Source organism: Actinoplanes sp. NPDC051861 (assembly GCF_040681145.1).
Classification (GTDB): Bacteria; Actinomycetota; Actinomycetes; order Mycobacteriales; family Micromonosporaceae; genus Actinoplanes.
Map to the genome: position 1 here is coordinate 112,889 of NZ_JBFAYE010000026.1, position 17,892 is coordinate 130,780.

At 69.4% G+C, this 17,892-nt stretch carries 16 protein-coding genes and 3 tRNA genes; 11 read left to right on the forward strand and 8 right to left on the reverse strand.

Features of this window, described 5'->3' with window-relative positions; genetic code table 11:
• Positions 1 to 203: 203 nt before the first annotated feature.
• Both AB0M02_RS41100 and AB0M02_RS41105 read left to right on the forward strand, forming a co-directional pair.
• Positions 204 to 557, forward strand: a complete 354-nt coding sequence (locus AB0M02_RS41100) for a hypothetical protein (RefSeq protein ID WP_364237622.1) — start codon at positions 204 to 206, stop codon at positions 555 to 557.
• Positions 554 to 1,318 carry a DNA methylase gene (locus tag AB0M02_RS41105; protein ID WP_364237625.1) on the forward strand — a complete coding sequence of 255 codons (765 nt, stop codon included), beginning with the start codon at positions 554 to 556 and terminating at the stop codon, positions 1,316 to 1,318. Before AB0M02_RS41100 ends, AB0M02_RS41105 begins: the two co-directional genes overlap by 4 nt.
• Positions 1,319 to 1,325: 7 nt before the next feature.
• Here AB0M02_RS41105 and AB0M02_RS41110 read toward each other — a convergent pair whose 3' ends face one another.
• A complete protein-coding gene (locus AB0M02_RS41110; protein WP_364237627.1) occupies positions 1,326 to 2,333 on the reverse strand; it encodes a hypothetical protein in 1,008 nt (335 codons plus the stop codon).
• A gap of 265 nt (positions 2,334 to 2,598) precedes the next feature.
• Here AB0M02_RS41110 and AB0M02_RS41115 point away from each other — a divergent pair, with 265 nt between their 5' ends.
• From AB0M02_RS41115 to AB0M02_RS41135, 5 genes are all read left to right on the forward strand, one after another.
• Positions 2,599 to 3,384, forward strand: a complete 786-nt coding sequence (locus tag AB0M02_RS41115) for a hypothetical protein (RefSeq protein ID WP_364237629.1) — start codon at positions 2,599 to 2,601, stop codon at positions 3,382 to 3,384.
• Complete coding sequence (locus AB0M02_RS41120; protein WP_364237631.1) at positions 3,384 to 4,646, forward strand: bifunctional DNA primase/polymerase; 1,263 nt, start codon at positions 3,384 to 3,386, stop codon at positions 4,644 to 4,646. The genes AB0M02_RS41115 and AB0M02_RS41120 overlap by 1 nt, the downstream gene beginning before the upstream one ends.
• Positions 4,643 to 5,824 carry a DUF3631 domain-containing protein gene (locus tag AB0M02_RS41125; RefSeq protein ID WP_364237634.1) on the forward strand — a complete coding sequence of 394 codons (1,182 nt, stop codon included), beginning with the start codon at positions 4,643 to 4,645 and terminating at the stop codon, positions 5,822 to 5,824. Before AB0M02_RS41120 ends, AB0M02_RS41125 begins: the two co-directional genes overlap by 4 nt.
• A gap of 376 nt (positions 5,825 to 6,200) precedes the next feature.
• Positions 6,201 to 6,461, forward strand: a complete 261-nt coding sequence (locus AB0M02_RS41130; protein ID WP_364237636.1) for a helix-turn-helix domain-containing protein — start codon at positions 6,201 to 6,203, stop codon at positions 6,459 to 6,461.
• Between the two features lie 76 nt (positions 6,462 to 6,537).
• Positions 6,538 to 7,860: a tyrosine-type recombinase/integrase gene (locus tag AB0M02_RS41135; RefSeq protein WP_364237637.1), complete on the forward strand. Its 1,323-nt coding sequence runs from the start codon at positions 6,538 to 6,540 to the stop codon at positions 7,858 to 7,860.
• A 108-nt stretch (positions 7,861 to 7,968) separates the two neighbouring features.
• On the opposite strand, the gene AB0M02_RS41140 is transcribed toward AB0M02_RS41135, so the two are convergent.
• The 7 genes from AB0M02_RS41140 to AB0M02_RS41170 form a co-directional block, all read right to left on the reverse strand.
• A tRNA-Phe gene (locus AB0M02_RS41140) sits at positions 7,969 to 8,045 on the reverse strand.
• Positions 8,046 to 8,057: 12 nt separating this feature from the next.
• Positions 8,058 to 8,131: transfer RNA gene (locus tag AB0M02_RS41145), tRNA-Asp, on the reverse strand.
• A gap of 36 nt (positions 8,132 to 8,167) precedes the next feature.
• Positions 8,168 to 8,240, reverse strand: a tRNA-Glu gene (locus AB0M02_RS41150).
• Between the two features lie 167 nt (positions 8,241 to 8,407).
• Positions 8,408 to 9,316 carry a MerR family transcriptional regulator gene (locus AB0M02_RS41155; RefSeq protein WP_364237639.1) on the reverse strand — a complete coding sequence of 303 codons (909 nt, stop codon included), beginning with the start codon at positions 9,314 to 9,316 and terminating at the stop codon, positions 8,408 to 8,410.
• Positions 9,306 to 9,908, reverse strand: coding sequence for an isopentenyl-diphosphate Delta-isomerase (gene idi, locus AB0M02_RS41160; RefSeq protein ID WP_364237641.1), 603 nt, complete (start codon positions 9,906 to 9,908; stop codon positions 9,306 to 9,308). The genes AB0M02_RS41155 and idi overlap by 11 nt, the downstream gene beginning before the upstream one ends.
• The gene (gene crtI / locus AB0M02_RS41165) at positions 9,905 to 11,389 is read right to left on the reverse strand and encodes a phytoene desaturase family protein (RefSeq protein ID WP_364237643.1); all 1,485 of its coding nucleotides are present in this window, start codon (positions 11,387 to 11,389) and stop codon (positions 9,905 to 9,907) included. The genes idi and crtI overlap by 4 nt, the downstream gene beginning before the upstream one ends.
• Before the next feature lie 31 nt (positions 11,390 to 11,420).
• Complete coding sequence (locus AB0M02_RS41170) at positions 11,421 to 12,500, reverse strand: polyprenyl synthetase family protein (RefSeq protein WP_364237669.1); 1,080 nt, start codon at positions 12,498 to 12,500, stop codon at positions 11,421 to 11,423.
• Between the two features lie 105 nt (positions 12,501 to 12,605).
• Between AB0M02_RS41170 and AB0M02_RS41175 the strand changes: the two genes are divergently transcribed.
• The 4 genes from AB0M02_RS41175 to AB0M02_RS41190 all read left to right on the forward strand — a co-directional run bounded on the left by AB0M02_RS41175 (position 12,606) and on the right by AB0M02_RS41190 (position 17,475).
• Positions 12,606 to 13,493 (forward strand): phytoene/squalene synthase family protein, encoded by an 888-nt coding sequence (locus tag AB0M02_RS41175; protein ID WP_364237645.1) that lies wholly within the window; start codon positions 12,606 to 12,608, stop codon positions 13,491 to 13,493.
• A complete protein-coding gene (locus tag AB0M02_RS41180) occupies positions 13,493 to 14,818 on the forward strand; it encodes a deoxyribodipyrimidine photo-lyase (protein ID WP_364237647.1) in 1,326 nt (441 codons plus the stop codon). The genes AB0M02_RS41175 and AB0M02_RS41180 overlap by 1 nt, the downstream gene beginning before the upstream one ends.
• 285 nt (positions 14,819 to 15,103) lie before the next feature.
• Positions 15,104 to 16,465 (forward strand): NAD(P)/FAD-dependent oxidoreductase, encoded by a 1,362-nt coding sequence (locus tag AB0M02_RS41185; protein ID WP_364237650.1) that lies wholly within the window; start codon positions 15,104 to 15,106, stop codon positions 16,463 to 16,465.
• 140 nt (positions 16,466 to 16,605) lie between these two features.
• Positions 16,606 to 17,475 (forward strand): Rieske (2Fe-2S) protein, encoded by an 870-nt coding sequence (locus AB0M02_RS41190; RefSeq protein WP_364237671.1) that lies wholly within the window; start codon positions 16,606 to 16,608, stop codon positions 17,473 to 17,475.
• The last annotated feature ends 417 nt before the right edge of the window (positions 17,476 to 17,892 follow it).

Here is a 17,892-nt window from a genome sequence, read left to right on the forward strand (position 1 = left end):
GCCTCCTGCGCACCCCCGAATGCGCCCGCACCCGTCACGCAATGTAACGGGTGCGGGCGCGTATTTCACGCGTTTCACGGACTTCACGCGCACGCCCGCCAGGTGCGTCTACGCGTGCGCGTGCGCGCGCACAAGCCTCCCGCGAAGACCGTGAAGTGAAACCCATGAAGACCCACGGCATCTACAGAAAGTGACCGACCGTCATGTCCTGGTTCCACCACGCCCGGCGCGGCGCCGCCTTCGAATTCGGCCGCCGCATGTGGGCCTGGTTCGCCGCCGCCGAGATCATCCGATGGTTCACCCGCACGATCCTGCCCATCGTGCTGATCCTCGCCGCGGTCGTCCTGGCCGTCGTGTTCGCCGTGCGCACCGCCGTCTGGTGGCTGCCCCGGCTCACTCTGCTCGCGATCCTCGCCACCACCCTCACCGGCGCCGTCTGGCTCACCCACCGCTACCGGTGGGAACTACGCGCAAGCCTGCCCCGCACCGCCGTCGCCGCCGGCGTGCTCGCCCTGGCCAGCGTGCTCGGGACCGTCGTCGTCTGGTGGCTGCGATGACCGTCGAAGCGCTCGATCTGTTCTGCTGCGCCGGCGGCGCCACCCGCGGGTTGCAGCGCGCCGGATTCCGGGTCCGCGGCGTCGACAGCAAACCGCGACCGAACTACTGCGGCGACGAATTCGTACAGGCCGACGCCCTCGAACACCTCCGAGAGCTAATCCGCACCGGGGAGATCCGCCGGTACGCGCTGATCGGCAGCTCACCGCCGTGCCAGGAACGCTGCACCCTGCGACAGGGCACCAACCTGGCCCGCGGATGGGGCGGCGACCACCAACAGTTGGTGCCGCCCACCCGCGAACTTCTGATCGCGGCCGGGGTGCCGTTCTACATCGAACAACCCAGCAACCACGGCGGCCTCATCCGCACCGACCTGACGCTGTGCACCGACATGTTCGACGTCGGCCCGCCCCCGTGGGTGCAACGCCACCGCGACTTCGAGATCCACGGCTTCACCGTCACCCAACCACCGCACCCGTCCGGCCCTCTCCGCGGGCACCGTGGCTACGTGCGCGGCTACCGCGGCCGAAGCGGCAACCGACCCGGATTCTTCCGCGACGGCCCTTACGTCGCCCCGTACGGCAACGGCGGCGGCAAAGCCACCATCGCCGAGATGCAACACGCCCTCGGTATCGCCTGGACAGACGTCCGCGAGGAACTGACCGAGGCCATCCCGCCGATCTACAGCGAGTACATCGGCAGGTCGTTCCTTGATGGACAGGCGAGCAGTTTTTCGGCTTACTCGGCGCAACCGGCCGCCTGACAGTCGATCACCTTCGGAGTGCTTGGCGTGCCAGCTTCGACATATGAAATCCGTCGCCCACAGGCCACATGACGCCGATCCCTCGGTCCTTTTCCAGGTAGTCGACCCAGAACTGCTGTACCGGACGGTCTGCCAAGAAGATGAGCGACGATTCCGGATCGGCCACCTTGAAGTACCGGTACTCGTACAACTGACCGACGGCCTCTCGGATCGCATCGGACCAGGAGCGTCGCACGATCTTGGCCTCGATGATGACACTGAGCTCGGCAACACCAAGGTCGATGGCGTTGTTGCAGCCGGGTTCAAAGCCGTTGGCACTGAGCCAGTCCGCGCATGAGTTGACCAGGGTTTCGTGGCTGCGTCCCCGCTTCATCGCCCCACCGACGACCCGAGTGAAGTAGTCGGCGTCGGCCTTCGGCTTGAACGGTGCAAGGAATCCGCGATGTCCGGTAGGTGCCTGCGGTAGCGACGGCGCCGCTTGCGGCCTGTCTTGCGTCGCCTCCTGTGGGAGGTGTTCGGTGCCAAGCCCGTCGACCCCGAAGAGTATCGAGACGGCTCGGCGCGGAATCTTCGTGAAGTAGTTCGACATGGATCGGAACTGTGATCGGTCTTCGTAGAACTGCCATGGCAGGTACAGGGGTCGACCTTCATAGGTCGCGTCGAGTTCGTCACGCAGCGAATAGAGCTCGTCGGCATGCAACCGCAGGTAACCGAGTGACAGATCAGCGCGAAGGGGGGTGAACTCCTCCAGGTCAACAATGAAAGCCTGGCCTGTTTCGGCGGGTTCGACTCGGGCGTCGCTCGCCGCTTTACTGCGACCCACGAAGCGCATCTCAACCGTATTCCAGTGGTAGATCACATCGCCGGCCACCACCGTGCTCACGAGGTCGTACCACGGATTCTGTTTGCCCTTCTCGTCGAGAGTGGGCGCCCACAGCTGCGTGCCGATCCCGTCTTGCCAGCGGATCTCCACCCAGAATCGCTCTGCCTTGTCGCCCTCCCACCAGTACCCCACGTCTGACTCCCTCCGCGTCTATCGAGAGCAATCAGGGCGATCCGTGTTCGTCCTGTGTCTAGGCACCGTAAAGGCCAAGCCCTGCGTGCGTCTCTGACAACCCGCCACCGCCCGATCCCTGCACGTGAGCCGCCACGGTCACGGTGGCCCGCGACGTCCCGACGTCATCTCCACCTCTCGGAAACGGAGATCCCTGATCATGGCCTTGATCAACACTCGCCTCGTTACCGATCCGATCAACACTTTCGCCGCGAGCCCTGCTCGCGTGGCTACCGCCGCGGATCGGGCGGCAGTCCTGACCACGAGCGGTGTGCTCGTGAACGGCCTCGCGTCGGGGCTGGCCACTCTGGACGAGAAGATCTGCCTGTCGAACACGTACGTGCCGCGGGCACGTCGTGACCGTGACAAGCGGTGGGCCACGGTGTCCGCGCGTCTTGATGACGCGTCGCGGACCGCGGGCCGCCTCGCCGATCAGCTGCGGGAGGCTGCACACCGCGCCGAGAAGGTGGTCGCCGCTGGCGAGGACGTCGAGTACATCGGTAGCCTCACCGATCACCACGGCCGGTACACGTTGGCCGGCCGTTGTACCTGCGACGACCCGGACTGTGAAGGGCTGACCCTCACTCATGGCCTTCAGAACGCCACCCTGATCTGTGTCAATGCGTTCAGCATCGCACCGGTAGCAGCATCGTCGTGGGCGCCGCTGATCGACGTAGCAAATGCCGGCTACCGACTCGACACCGACCCGCGCGCCCTGCCCGACGGCCTACCCGTCGAGCCGGCCATCACGATCGTGCGGGGCATGAGTGCCATCACCAGCCGCATCCGCGCTGTCCTGACCGCCTGGCACGATCCGTTCGTTGACCGGTTAACCCAGCGCTGTCTGATCAACATCAGCGGCTTCGGATACGCCCACGGCCTGGCTCGGGGCATCCTCGATGACCTCGATCGGATCCGCCCGGACCTCACCGTCGTACGGACGCACCTGCGCACCGCGATCGGCGTGCTTGCCGAGATCGAGGCAAGCCAGACCTCGACCCGGGCGGCGTGATGGGCACGCCGATCCGGTGCGGGCACTGGATCGGCGACGAAGACCGGTTCTGCCACAGCACCCACCGCGTCCGGCTGCACTCCTGCGGGCTGCGCTGCCCGCAGCACACCCCACCAGCCGAACCCCCCACCCGCACGTCGCCACGGCTGGCGTCGGCCGAACGGCAGACCTTCGCATGGCGGTGCGCGGCCTGCGGGATCACCGGGCCGGCTGACTCCGCTGACCACGCGAGTGCGCTCAATGCGATGCACGACGCGTTCGCGTGCCCGACCACCGCACCCACCGCGGTCGAGTACGCCAACCGGGTTGGCCGCCGCGCTGACCTGACCCGCGCCTACCCCGAGCAGGCCCCGCCCTGGCCGGCCGACCGGCCGTTTCCGAAGGAGACCCGCGCGATGCTCGATGCCGCGCTCGCCCTGGCCGCCGAGGGCATCCCGGTGTTCTGGCTCGGCCGCACCAAACGGCCCGTGGCCAACTGTCCCGATTGCCCGAAAGCCGAGACCGATCCGAGCCACGACCCGCAGGCCTGCCCGTGTCTGACCTGCCACGGCTTCTACGCCGCCACCACCGGCCCGGCCCGTATCGCCGCCGCGCAACAGGCCGTGCCGGGCGGGCTGCTCGCGATCCGCACCGGCGCCGTGTCGAACCGGGTCGTGATCGACATCGACCCGCGCAACGGCGGGAAGGTGATCCCTGAGCTGATGCCGCCGACCCGGTGCGCCCGCTCCGGCTCCGGTGGCTGGCACCTGCATTACCGGCACCCCGGCGGCCCGCTCGCCGGCAAGCTCCGCGGCCACCCCGGTATCGACGTCAAAGCCGACGGCGGGTACGTCGTGGCGCCGCCCTCGATCCACCCCGGCACCCGGCAGCCGTACCGGTGGATCGGGAACCGGGCCGAAATTGAGATGCCCCCGCCGCTGATCGCCGCGTGCCGGCCCGCCGAGCCACCCACGGCTGGCGGCCCGTCACCCGCCCCGACTCCCACGTCGAACGGGCGGGGCATCTCATCGGCGCCCGCCCTGCTCGCCGCGCACCTCGACGCGATCGCACGCGCCCCCGAAGGGCGCCGCCGCACCACTCTCTACGGCGCGGCCCGCGGCGTCGCCCGCATGGTCGCCGCCGGGGCACTCACCGGCGCGGACGCGTACACCGCGCTCTACGACGCCGGCCGGGCCGCCCAGCAGACCCACCGCGACATCCACGCCGCCATCACCGGCGGATTCCACGCGGAATCCGTTGCTACCGAAGGGATCGCCGCATGACCCATCCCGACCCGCCCGACGGCGCGGCGATCCTCGATCGCCTCCACGCTGTCCTGATCAAATACGTGATCCTGCCCAGCCCGGAAGCCCTCGACGCGGCCGTGCTGTGGATCGCTGCCACTCACGCCCAACAGGCCTGGACTCACGCACCCCGGCTGGTGATCAAGGCACCGGAGAAGCGGTGCGGCAAGTCGCGGTTCCTCGACGTCGTCGACGGCACCTGTTACCGGCCGATGATGACCGTGAACGCGTCCACCGCGGCGATCTGCCGCTCGATCAGCGACACCGACCCGCCCACCATCCTGCTTGACGAGGCCGACACCATCTTCGGCGGCAAACAGGCCGAGGCCAACGAGGAACTGCGCGGCCTGCTCAACGCCGGCCACCAGCGCGGCCGGCCGATGACCCGGTGGGATCACCAGAAGAAGGAACTCGAGCGGATCCCCACTTTCGCGATGGCGGCCCTGGCCGGGATCGGCTCGATGCCCGACACCATCGAGGACCGCGCCGTCGTGGTCAAGATGCGCCGCCGCACCCCGGCGGAGAAGGTCGCCCCGTTCCGGTCCCGCCGCGACGGCCCGGCCCTGCGCGAGCTCGCCGCCGACCTGTCCGCCTGGCTACGCCCGAACCTGACCGAGCTGGAAAACGCCGAACCACAGATGCCGCTGGAAGACCGGGCCGCCGACACCTGGGAGCCGCTGATCGCCGTCGGTGACCTGGCCGCCGCCAACTGGCCCGAACGCGCCCGCCAAGCAGCGCTCGCGCTCAATGCGGCCCGCGAGGGCGACGCGGAGTACTCCGACCGGCTCAAGGTCCTGATCGACTGCCGGACCGTGTTCGAGAGCTTCGACGCGCTGCCGTCCGGCGTGCTGCTCGACCGGCTCAAAGCCCTGCCCGAGTCGCCATGGGCCGAATACAACGGCGGCATCGGCCTGACCGCGATGAAACTCGGCGTGCTGCTCAAGGAATACGGGATCGCCTCGGAGAACATCACCTTCGAGCCGCCCACCGGCCGGGTGAAGGGTTTCCACCGGGCCGCGTTCGCCGACGCGTGGCAGCGCTACTGCCCCGCCGAGGACGACCCCGCCTCCGAGCCGTACAAGCCGTACAAGCCGTACGCAGACCCCCATCCGCCCAGCTCAGGCAACGTACGGCTCTTTGAGCCCCGTACGGCTTAAGCCGTACGCAGACCAGCCGTGTACGGCTTAGCCGTACGCGGCCAAAAAAGCCGTACGCAGGCTGAGCAGCCAAAACGGAGATCGCGTACGGCTTGTACGGCTTGACCCCCAAACCAGGCCACCCACGAGCCGTACCCGATCACGAACTCAAGACATGGAGACGGGTTGCCGGAGAGCCGCATAGCAGCACAGACCTATCTATTCATACACGGACCGGTCAGATCTTGGCTCTACGGCGCTCTCAGCGGGCCGCTCTATGGCCCGTCACGGTGACCCGCCCGGACGGCTCCACGAACCACCCCCAAGCGCAGAACGGGCGCCAAGGGCCGTTCTGCGCGGCCCAACCGCACCGCTCGCATTGGGAGGCAACACCTCGATGTCCAACGTGATCGCCCTCGCCAGCCCCAACAACGCCAGGACTGCTGACACCCGACCGCCCACGGGCGCCGCGGCCACTTACACCGTCAAGGAAGTCGCCGAGCTACTCCGCCTCAGCCTCGGCGGCACCTACCAAGCGATCCGAGCCGGCGAGATCCCGGCCAAGCGCATTCGAGGCCGTTGGATCGTGCCCGTGCACCGCTTCCATGCGTGGCTTGACGCGCAGGACGACTCGGAAGCAGCGCACCCCGCCGCCTGACGAACACGCCCGCAGCCGGCCACCGACACGTGCTGTCGGTGGCCGGCCACCGATTGACACGAGAGGGGACGCCCACTTGCGAGGCTCCGTCTTCAAGCGCTGCCAATGCCGCGACACCAGCGGCAAAAAGATCAAGAACTGCCGAAAGCCGCACGGTTCCTGGTCATACACAGTGGACGCCGGTATCGACCCGACGACGGGTAAGCGGCGCCAGACCACACGGGGCGGCTTCAAGACCAAGACTGAGGCAGAGGACGCCCTTACCGAGGAGTTGGCCAAGCTCAACGCCGGCACGTGGACTGACGATCGTCGGATGACGCTCGGCAGGTGGCTGGACCAGTGGATCGAGGCACTGATCGCCGCCAAAAAGTCACCGAACACGATCAAGAACTATCGCGGTCATATCCGCGATGCCTGGAAGCCCCAACTCGGGCACAAGCTGTTGCGCGACCTTCGTCGAAGCCATATCGAGGAGGTGCTCGCCGAGCTGGCCCTGCCGATCGAGGGCGCGCGTCCCGCGGGGAACATCGGCCGGCGCATCGAGCAGCGCACCCCGGCCACCATCGAGGGCTACCGGCGCACCATCCGCGCCGCGCTCTCCGCGGCTCAGCGTCGTGGACTGATCGCGCTGAACCCCGCGGTTGGGCGGATGGACTCGATCCCCGTTGTGGACACGATCGACGACGATGACAAGCCCGAAGTGTGGCAGCCCGAGGAAACCGCGCGATTCCTGGAGCACGTGTTCGACGACCGCCTCTCGGCTCTCTACGAGCTCGCCGCGTATGCCGGCTTACGGCGGGCCGAGCTGTGCGGCCTTCGGTGGTCCGACATCGATGCGAACGGCGCTGGCCTGAGAGTCAGGCAGACGATCGTCTCGGTTACGCGTACGCAGGTGACGCCTGAGCAAGCCGCCTGCCCCGTCTGCGGTGAGATTCACGTGGGCCGGCTGTTCAAGGCACCCAAATCCCGCAAGAGCCGCCGGTGGGTACCGCTCGCCGCTCCGGCTCAGGACGCGCTCGCCCGCCATCGCGTCGCCCAACAGAAGGAGCGCGAGTTCTTCGGCATCGACTACCGGGACCACGGCCTGGTGTTCTGCCGACCGGACGGACTGCCGCTCCGGCCAGACCGCGTGACGGTCGAATTCCAGCAGCACTGCGTCGCGTGCGGTCTGCCGGTCTGCCCGCTGCATGACACACGCCACGGCGCCTGCTCGCTGATGCTGGCGGGCGGTGTCCCGATCGAGATCGTGCAGATGATCCTCGGGCACTCCTCGCCGGAAGTCACACGGCGGGTCTACGCCCACCTGACGCGCACGACTACGGCTGCCCAAGTCGAAAAGGCGGTGGAGCTTCTGACCCACCATCGACCCACTCGAAAAGCCGCCGTGAGCAATCCGTGAGCAATTAGCGCGATCGGAAGGCATGCGCGGTGGACGTTCGGCCTGGAAAGCAGAACGTCCACCGTGCGTTTCCGCAGGTGGACGATGCTCAGAGCCCGGCGAGAGGCCTGGTGGCCAGGGGCGGGGTCGAACCGCCGACCTTCCGATTTTCAGTCGGACGCTCGTACCAACTGAGCTACCTGGCCGTGACTTGCTTGCGGTCCTGACGGGACTTGAACCCGCGACCTCCGCCTTGACAGGGCGGCGAGCACTCCAACTGCTCCACAGGACCTTGCTATGTAACTGTCTTGCCCTGCTAACTTACCAGTACCCCCAACGGGATTCGAACCCGTGCTACCGCCTTGAAAGGGCGGCGTCCTAGGCCACTAGACGATGAGGGCAACTCCGCCATCATTGCACACCCCCGCTGGCTGCGGGATTGGCAACGTTTGGTGGCCTTCGCCCCAACCGCGCCCCGTTGAGGCCTGCAAAGCATATGTGATCCACCGAGCGGTCTCCAAATCGGTACCCCCCTTTTGCGCGCCGAGCCGCTGACCTGGGGAAATGGTCAGGAGCCTACGCCGGTGGCGACCAGGCGGACGGCGGCTTCGAGGTTGTTCAGGGGGGTCACCTCGGGGGGCAGGCTGTCGGCCGGCCAGCCGGGTCCGGCTGCGGCCACGATCAAAGGCGGATGGGGTACGCCGAGAAGCCCGTCAAGCTGGCCGACGTCGCCACTGGTGCGCAGCTGCGACCACAGCACCACCACGGCCGGCCCGGTACGCGCGACCGCGTCCACCAACGCCCGATAGGGCACCCGCGCACCGAGCAGCCTGGTCGGCACCCCCGTCTCGGCCAGCGCCGCCGCCAGCGCCTCCAGCGGGAGCGTGTGCTGTTCCTCGTCGGCGGCCGCGAGCAGCACCCGGGGTTCGCGGTCCCGTGGTGGCCGGGGCACGCCGGCCAGAACCTCGGTGACGGTACGCGAGAGCAGGTGCTCGACCTCGACGAAGCGCTCGGTGGCCTCGAAGCGGTCGCCGATCCCGATCAGGACCGGCATGATCACGTGGTTCCAGGCGGGTACGACGCCGCGGCCGGTGACGGCGCCCTCGATGATGTAGCGCATCGACGGTCCGTCCAGGCGCATGGCGGCCCGTGACAGCCCGCGTGCGGCCGGGTCCGTGCGGACGCCGAGCGCGATCGTCTGCCCGCCGCCCGCCGGGGCGTCGCCCGCCTCGGGGGACTCGGGCACCTCCGGTGAGCGGCGTGCCCAGGCCGCCGCCTCGGCGGGTGCGATGCCCTGTGCGGTGAGCCGCCGCATCACCTGCAGGCGGACCATGTCCTCGACGGTGTAGCGCCGATGGTGTCCAGGCTCGTGGCGGCTGGGCCCGAGCCCGTACCGCTGATGCCAGGTGCGCAATGTGGTCACCGCCACGCCGAGCCGGCGTGCGGCGGCACCCGCGCTCAGGCCGTCATCGGTCACCCGACCGCTCCGGCTGGAAAGGCTCACCCGACCGCCCCGGCTGGAAAGGCGGGGAGGCCAGGTGTGAGTTGAGTCGCTCCGCTACTCCGGCGAGCCAGGGTGCGTACATGTCCGGGTCGCGGTCGACCCGTTCCTGGAGTTCGCCCGGTTCGACCCAGAGCAGCCGGGCCACCTCGCTCGGGTCGGGCTGGAACTCGGTGCCGACCGGGATCTGGCCGACGAGCACGTGGTCGTACTCCCGTTCCACCCGCCCGGTCACCGGGTCCTCGGCGAAGTAGACGTAGACGCCGGCCTCGACCAGGGACACGCCGGCGACGCCGAGTTCCTCCTTGAGCCGGCGCGCCGCGGCCACCGCCACGTCCTCGCCCGGCTCCGGATGACCGCAGCACGTGTTGCCCCAGCGCAGCGGGAACCGGGTCTTGGCGGCCGCGCGCTGCTGCAACAGCACACGGCCCCGGTCGTCCCGCAGGAAGACCGAAAATGCCCGGTGCAGCTGCCCCGGTGCCTCGTGCGCCGCGGCCACGGTCGCCGATCCGGTCGGGTCGCCATCGGTGGAGACGAGTTCGACCAGGTGTGATTCGCGGACGGTCACGAGAGTCCTCCGGTGATCCGGGAGGCGGCCAGCTTCCCGGAGATCAGGACCATCGGCACGCCCACGCCGGGCTGTGTCCCGGAGCCGGTGAAGACGACGTTGCCGAGGCCGGGGTGCAGGTTCGACGGGCGGAACGGCCCGGTCTGGGCGAACGTGTGCGCGGCTGCGAACGGCGTACCGGCCGCCATCCCGTCGTCGGCCCAGTCGGCCGGTGTGACGATCCGCTGCACCTCGACGCCGTCCCGGAAGCCGATGTATCCACGACTTTCAAGAACGCGGAGCAGCTCGTCCGCGTAACGGCGGTCGAGGCCGCCGCGCCAGTTCATCGGGCCGGACTCGAGGTTGGGCGTGGGTGCCAGCACGTAATACGTCTGCTTGCCGTCGGGCGCCGCGGCCGGGTCGGTGTGCGTCGGGTTCGTGACCAGCAGCGACGGGTCGCTCATCAGCAGACCCTTGCGGATCACCTCGTCGAAGGTGCCCTTCCACGCGCGGCCGAAGTGGATGTTGTGGTGGGCGATCTTCGAATACGTCTGGTGGGAGCCGATGTGCAGCACCACGCATGACGGTGAGTAACGCAGCGGGCGCTGCCATCGCTTGCGCGGCAGCAGGTCGCGGTAGGCAACCGGCAGATCCGGGTTGAGAACCACCACGTCAGCAGGGATGTGCTCACCGCCGGCCGTCATCACGCCGGTCGCCCGCCCGTGGGCCGTGGTGACCTTCTCCACGGTCGTGTCATAGCGGAACGTCACGCCGTGCTTCTCCGCGGCGCCGGCCAGCGCCCTGGGTACCGCGTGCATGCCGCCGACCGGGAAGTACACCCCGGCGACCGAGTCGAGGTAGGCGATCACGGCGTAGATGGCCAGCGCGTCGTGCGGGGCGAGGCCGGCGTACATGGCCTGGAACGAGAAGATCCGCTGGGTACGGGGATCGCGGAAGAACTCGCCGATCTTGGGTTGCAGCCGGCGGAACCCGCCCATGCCGAGCAGCCGCAGCAGGTTCAGGTTCATCAGGTCGGCCGGGGTGTCCAGGTTGCGCCCGATGAAGTGGTCGCGTTCCAGGTGCCAGAGCCGCCGGGTGAAGTCGACGAACCGTAGGTATCCGTCGGCCTCGCGAGCGCCGCAGACCCGGGCGATCTCGGCCGCCATCCGGGTGGTGTCGGTGCGCACGTCCAGCGTGGAGCCGTCCGGGTAGTACGCCCGGTAGGCCGGGTCGAGCGGGGTCAGCTCGAGCCAGTCGCTGAGCTTCTCGCCGACCGCGGCGAGCGGCTCGGCGATCAGGTCCGGCATGGTCAGCACGGTCGGCCCGGTGTCGAACTCGAACCCGCCGACCGAGAGCCGGCCGGCCCGGCCGCCCGGTATCGGTTCCCGTTCGACGACGGTGACCTGGCGCCCGGCCGCGGCCAGGTGCAGCGCGCAGGCGAGTCCGCCGAGGCCGGCACCGACCACGACGACGCGGTCGGTGGCTCCGGTCACGGTACGCACGTCACAACTCCAGGGGGGTGGGGGAGTCTCATCATGCAGGGCGCTGAGTTGCTGTGGTGGCCAACTCCACTAGGGCGGTACGCGCGTCCGGCCGGATCGGCGCCTCGGAGATCGCCGCGACACCCTCGCTCACCCGGGCCCGGATCATCTCCTCGACCCGCGCCGGCGCGCCCGTGTCAGCGATGATCCGGGCGCGCCGGGCGATGCCGTTCAGCTCGCCGGAGCCCTCGGCGGGGTTGACGGCTCCGGCGAGGTCGAGGGGCTGACTCAGCTCGTCCCGCTGAGACGGGGACGCCATCTCGATGGCCAGCATCATCAGCGTGGTCGGCTTCCCGGTCCGCAGATCGTCCGCGGCCGGCTTGCCGGTGACTGCCGGGTCCCCGTACACCCCGAGCAGGTCGTCGCGCAGCTGGAACGCCTCGCCGACCGCGAGACCGTAGATCCGGTAGGCCTCCTCGAGCCGGGTGTCGCCGCCGGCCAGGGCCAGGCCGAAGCCGAGCGGCCACTGCACCGTGTAGCTGGCCGTCTTGTGCCGCGCGACCAGCAGCGCCCGGTCCACCGACCAGGAGCGCGGGTCGGTCTCGCCGAGCACGTCCAGGTACTGCCCGGCGATGGCCTCGATCCGCATCCGGTCGTAGCGGGCGCGGACGTCCAGCAGGATCGGCGCCGGCAGCGGGGTGCGTGCCAGGAGCTGGTCGGCCCAGACCAGGCAGAGGTCGCCGACCAGGATCGCCGCCGACTCACCGAACCGGTCGCCGTGGTGCGCGGCGAAGAGGCGGTGCGCGGTGGGCCGGCCGCGCCGGGTGGCCGACCCGTCCATCAGGTCGTCGTGCACCAGCGCGAACGTGTGCATGAGTTCCAGCGCGCCGAGAGCGGGTAAGACGTGCTCGACCGGTTCGGAGGAACCGGCGATGCCGCGCCACCCCCAGTACGCGAATGTCGGCCGGATTCGCTTGCCACCTGCCATGACCAGGTCGCGAGCGGTGCGGGCGAAGCCACCGAGGGCGGGGTCGACGGTGTCCAGGGATGCGATCTGGGAGGCGAGGAAGTCAGCCAGAGTCCCCTCGACGGCGCCGATCAGCGCTCGCTGCGAGATCGGCTGGCGAGGGATCGCGTCGAGGCGATTTCCCTCAAGGGTGTGATTGGCCACGCGAGTACCGTACCCTAACTTCTTGAAGTTGCGTCGATTCGTGCGTCGATTTGCCGGAGGCCCGGGATGGTTACCGATCTAGCGGCGGCTTATGCGCGCTGCCGTGAGTTGCACCGAGAGCACGGGCGGACGTACTACCTGGCGACCCGGTTGCTACCGGCGTGGAAGAGGCGGCATGTGCACGCTCTCTACGGATTCACCCGATATGCGGACGAAATCGTCGACCGTACGGAGTCGCGGCCGCCCGCCGAACGGGCCGCCCTGCTGAATCAGTGGTCCGAGCGCTTCCTCGCCGGCCTGCGCGGCGAGCCCGTCGACGACGAGCTGCTGCCCGCGGTCCTGCACACCATCGCGGTCTTCGACCTGGACCTCGAGGACTTCGAGAAGTTCCTGCGCAGCATGACGATGGACATCACCGTCACCGAGTACCGGACCTACGACGACCTGCTCGACTACATGGAGGGCTCGGCCGCCGTCATCGGCACGATGATGCTGCCGATCCTGGGCTCCTCCGACCCGGCCGCCGCCCGCGAACCGGCCCGCCAGCTCGGCTTCGCCTTCCAGCTCACCAACTTCATCCGGGACGTCGCCGAGGACCTCGAGCGCGGCCGGATCTATCTGCCCCAGGAGCACCTCGACGAGTACGGGGTCACCCGGCGGACCCTGCAGAAGGGCGTCACCACCCCGGCGGCGCGGGAGCTGATCAAGGCCGAGGTGGCGATCGCCAAGCGGCACTACGCGGCCGCCGCGCCCGGAATCCCGCTCCTGGAGCCCGCGTCCCAGGCCTGCATGCGGACCGCATTCCAGCTCTACGGCGGCATCCTGGCCGAGATCGAGGCGGCCGGGTACGACGTCTTCGCCCGTCGCGCCACCGTCCCGAACCGGCGCCGGGCCGCGGTCGCGGTCCGTAGCCTGCTCACCCGGCCGGGCACGCCGATCCGGCTGGCGGCCTGATGCATACCGCGGTGGTCCTGCTCACCCGGGACCTGCGGCTCAACGACAACCCGGCGCTGGCCGACGCCTGTGCCTCCGCCGACCGGGTCGTGCCGCTCTACGTGCTCGACCCGAAGCTCGCGGACCTCTCCCCGAACCGGACCCGCTTTCTGCACCAGTGCCTCGCCGACCTGCGCGAACGGTTGCGCCAACGCGGCGGTGACCTGGTGGTGCGCACCGGCGACCCGGTGGCCGAGGCGATCCGGGTGGCGCGCGAGGCGGGCGCGGAGACGGTCGGCGTCGCCGCGGACGTCAGCTCCTACGCGCGTCGCCGGGAGGGGCGCCTGCGCGACGAGTGCGAGCGGCATCGGATCGGGCTCGAGCTCTTCCCCGGCCTCGCGGTGGTCGATCCGGGTGCGGTGCGGCCCGGCGGGGGCGGCGACTCCTACAAGGTCTTCTCGCCCTATCACCGGGCCTGGTCAGCGACGGAGTGGCGCAGCGAGGCACCCACGCCGAGACGGGTCACGCTCCCGGACGGCATCGAGGTGGGCACGCTCCCGAGCATCCCCGCCGGCGAGTCACCCCATGCCGCCGAGGGCGGGGAAACCATCGGCAAGCGCCGGCTGAGTGCCTGGATGCGGCACATTCAGGGGTACGCGGACGCGCACGACGACATGGCCGCTGATGCCACGAGCCGGCTCAGCCCGTACCTTCGCTGGGGTTGTGTCAGCCCACTGACCGTCGCCGAGGCAGCCAGGTCTCATGACGCCGACGCCTTCGTCCGCCAGCTCTGCTGGCGCGATTTCTACTACCAGGTGGCCAACGTCTTCCCGAAGCTGTCGACCGAGCCCTACCGGCCCGCCGGCGACACGGGCTGGCGCTACGACCATGACGCGCTGGAGCACTGGCAGGACGGGCTCACCGGCGTGCCGATCGTCGACGCGGGCATGCGGCAGCTGCGCGCCGAGGGCTGGATGCACAACCGCGCCCGGCTGATCACGGCGGCGTTCCTGACGAAGCATCTCGGCGTCGACTGGCGGCTCGGCGTGAAGTGGTTCTTCCGCTGGCTGATCGACGGTGACGTGCCGAACAACTCCGGCAACTGGCAATGGGTGGCCGGCACCGGCAACGACACCCGGCCCTACCGACGTTTCAACCCCATTCGCCAGGCGCTCCGCTTCGATGCGGAAGGCGTGTACGTTCGGCGCTACGTACCGGAGCTGAAAGGCGTCGAGGGTGCAGCCGTGCACCAGCCCTGGCGCCTGCCCGATTCGGTGCGCCGTGGCCTCGACTACCCCGCACCGCTGGAGTCCCATCGCGACGAGGCGGTCTGGCTGCGCGGATGAAGGCTCCGTCCGGCGCGCCCGTGGCCGAACCGGACGGTGAGGAAGCGGGGCCCGCCGGCGGTTGCGTCCGTCAAAACGTCAACCGGCGGGTTCCGCGCACCTCGCGCTTGCTCTTCCGGGAAACGCGGTGGCGGCCATGAGGGTGGCGGGCACCAGCCTTGCCCGCCACCGCCACCTCATGGCCGCCGTTCCTCGGTGTTCCCGCTTTCGCGATGGTTAGAAATCGGTCGCGGCGCGCGCCACATGAGACTTTCTCGGCGCGGATCCAATGGTTAGCTGGAGCCCATGGGTGAGACGCGGCAAGTGGACGTGGTTGTTGTCGGCCTCGGCGTCGGCGGCGAGGAGGCGGCTGGGCGGCTGGCCGCGGCCGGGCTGAACGTGGTCGGTATCGAGAGCACCCTGGTGGGCGGCGAATGCCCGTACTGGGGATGCATCCCGACCAAGATCATGGTCCGGGCCGGTGCGGCGCTGGCCGAGGCGCGGCGCATCCCCGGGCTGGCCGGCACCGCAACGGTCGAGGCGGACTGGGCGCCGGTCGCCAAGAAGATCCGGGAGCAGGCCACCGACAACTGGAACGACAAGGTCGCGGTGGACCGCTTCACCGGCAAGGGCGGGACGTTCGTGCGTGGCCGGGCGACCATCACCGGCCCCGGGCGGGTCCGCGTCGGCGACGACGAGTACGCGGCCGGCCGAGCACTGATCGTCGCCACCGGCACCGCGGCCGTGATCCCGCCGGTCGACGGTCTCGCCGGCACGCCGTACTGGACGAACCGGGACGCGGTCGAGGTGGCCAACCTCCCGGAGTCGCTGCTGGTGCTCGGCGGCGGGGCGATCGGCTGCGAGTTCGCGCAGGTCTTCGCGCGGTTCGGGGTCCAGGTGACGGTCATCGAGGGCTCGGGGCGGGTGCTCGCCATGGAGGAGCCGGAGTCCTCCGAGGTCGCGGCGCGGGCGATGACGGCCGACGGGGTGCGTATCCACACCGGGGTCCGAGCCACCCACGTCGGCTTCGATGACGGCTTCACTGTGACACTCTCCGACGGAACCGCCCTCACCGGTGAGAAGCTGCTGGTGGCGACCGGTCGTACGGCCCGGCTCGGCGAGCTCGGTGTGGAGAACGTCGGCCTCGACCCGGCGGCCCGCTTCCTCCCGACCGACGAACGGATGCGGGTCACCGACGGCGTCTGGGCGGTCGGCGACGTCACCGGCAACGGCATCTTCACCCACATGGCGATGTACGAGGCGGACATCGCGGTTCGCGACATCCTCGGCCAGGGCGGGCCGGGTGCGGACTACCGGGCGCTGCCGCGGGTCACGTTCCTGGACCCGGAGATCGGCGCGGTCGGGCTGACCGAGCAGCAGGCTCGCGACAAGGGCCTGAACGTGACGGTCGGCCAGGTGCCGCTGACCGCGACGTCGCGCGGGTTCATCCACGGCCCCGGCAACGAGGGCGTGATCAAGGTGGTGGCCGACGCCGACCGCGGTGTGCTGGTGGGCGCGACGACGGCCGGGCCGGCGGGCGGGGAGATGATCGGCGCGCTGGCGGTGGCGGTGCACGGCGAGGTGCCGATCTCGACGCTGCTCAGCACGATCTGGGCGTACCCCACGTTCCATCGGGGGATCGGGGACGCGTTGAAGGCCCTTGCCTGATCCGTGTCCCGGCGGCCGCGCTGCGGCCCGGTGTGGCAGGGGGTCGCGCTGACTCTCGAGTACGCGTAGTCGCGGTTGCCGGCCACGGTTGCTCGTACCCCATTGGTTTGATCCGGACCTGGACGGGAATCGCCCAGAGTATGTTGCGGCAGGCGGTAACGCGGATCGAGCAGGCCGGCGCCCTTGACGGGGCCAGCGACAGGCTGCAGACGGCGGTCACCACGGCGGTTCGGCCGCGCACACTGCGCGACCTCCTGCACGGGACCTGGCTGGGGCATCCGCTGCATCCGGTGCTCGTGCAGATGCCGGTCGGTGCGTTCCTGTCCGCGGCCGTTCTCGATCTCCTCCCGGAGCGTCTTGTTCCGGGAGCGTCCCGTGCCGCGTCCGCGCTGATCGCTACCGGTACCGCCGCGGTGGCGCCGGCCGCGATTGCCGGCTGGGTGGACTGGTCCGACATGACCAGGGACCGGCGGCGGGTCGGCCTCGTTCACGCGGCGACCAACGCCATCGCGGTCGGCCTCTACGCGAGTTCGCTGGTGGCACGCCTGGCGGGGCGGCATGCGCGAGGGCGTGCGCTGGCTTTTGCCGGACTTTCGGTTGCGGGAGCGGGGGCCTATCTGGGAGGGCATCTTTCGTACGCGCAAGGCGCCGGAATCAGTCATGCGGCGCCGCAGGTGGCCCTCGTTCCGGAAGAGTGGACTGTGGTCGGGACGCTCGCGGGGCTTCCGGACGGGAAGCCTGTGGTGCGGATGGCCGGTGACGTGCCGGTCCTGCTGTATCGGCAGGGTGACCGGGTTACGGCGCTCATCGAGCGGTGCTCTCACGAGGCTGGTCCGCTGGGTGAGGGGGATGTGGTCGGCAGCGGGTCTGATGCCTGTGTGGTGTGCCCGTGGCACGGGAGCACGTTCCGGTTGGCTGATGGTGTCGTGGTGCACGGGCCGGCGGCCAATGACCAGCCGGTGTTGCGTGTTCGGGTGAGCGAGGGCTCTGTGGCGGTTCGCAGGCCGTAGGTCCTGCGTGCTTCTCCCGTTTTCCTGCGCTGACCTGGGGAGATGCGGAACACTGGTACCCGGTTTGGAGTAGCTGGAAACGAGCGGGTAATGTTTTGCGAGCCGGCAGGGAAACGGGCGAGCTCGCGGAGAGATCCGCGGCGGCCGTCCTGCCAAATCCTCGGAAACGAACCTAGCGGCTTTGCTGTGGGTTGGCCACGGGGATGTATTGGGCTAGATCGGCACCAACCGGGAGAAACCGGTTGACACCGCCAGGAAGGCCTAGTAATGTAGAGCGAGTGCCCCGGAGGGCGGGCCGCCGAAATGGCGGGTCATTCGACGGTGTGCGGTTGTTCTTTGAGAACTCAACAGGGTGCTTGATAAGCCAGTGCCAATTATGGCAATACCCCGGCCGGCTTCTTCGGAAGCTGGTGGGAG

Bases quoted from the DNA above. Each gene is read 5' to 3' on its own strand.
- AB0M02_RS41100 (WP_364237622.1), top strand. From the start codon at position 204: ATGTCCTGGTTCCACCACGCCCGGCGCGGCGCCGCCTTCGAATTCGGC.
- AB0M02_RS41105 (WP_364237625.1), top strand. From the start codon at position 554: ATGACCGTCGAAGCGCTCGATCTGTTCTGCTGCGCCGGCGGCGCCACC.
- AB0M02_RS41120 (WP_364237631.1), top strand. From the start codon at position 3,384: ATGGGCACGCCGATCCGGTGCGGGCACTGGATCGGCGACGAAGACCGG.
- AB0M02_RS41125 (WP_364237634.1), top strand. From the start codon at position 4,643: ATGACCCATCCCGACCCGCCCGACGGCGCGGCGATCCTCGATCGCCTC.
- AB0M02_RS41130 (WP_364237636.1), top strand. From the start codon at position 6,201: ATGTCCAACGTGATCGCCCTCGCCAGCCCCAACAACGCCAGGACTGCT.
- AB0M02_RS41175 (WP_364237645.1), top strand. From the start codon at position 12,606: ATGGTTACCGATCTAGCGGCGGCTTATGCGCGCTGCCGTGAGTTGCAC.
- AB0M02_RS41180 (WP_364237647.1), top strand. From the start codon at position 13,493: ATGCATACCGCGGTGGTCCTGCTCACCCGGGACCTGCGGCTCAACGAC.
- AB0M02_RS41185 (WP_364237650.1), top strand. From the start codon at position 15,104: ATGGGTGAGACGCGGCAAGTGGACGTGGTTGTTGTCGGCCTCGGCGTC.
- AB0M02_RS41190 (WP_364237671.1), top strand. From the start codon at position 16,606: ATGTTGCGGCAGGCGGTAACGCGGATCGAGCAGGCCGGCGCCCTTGAC.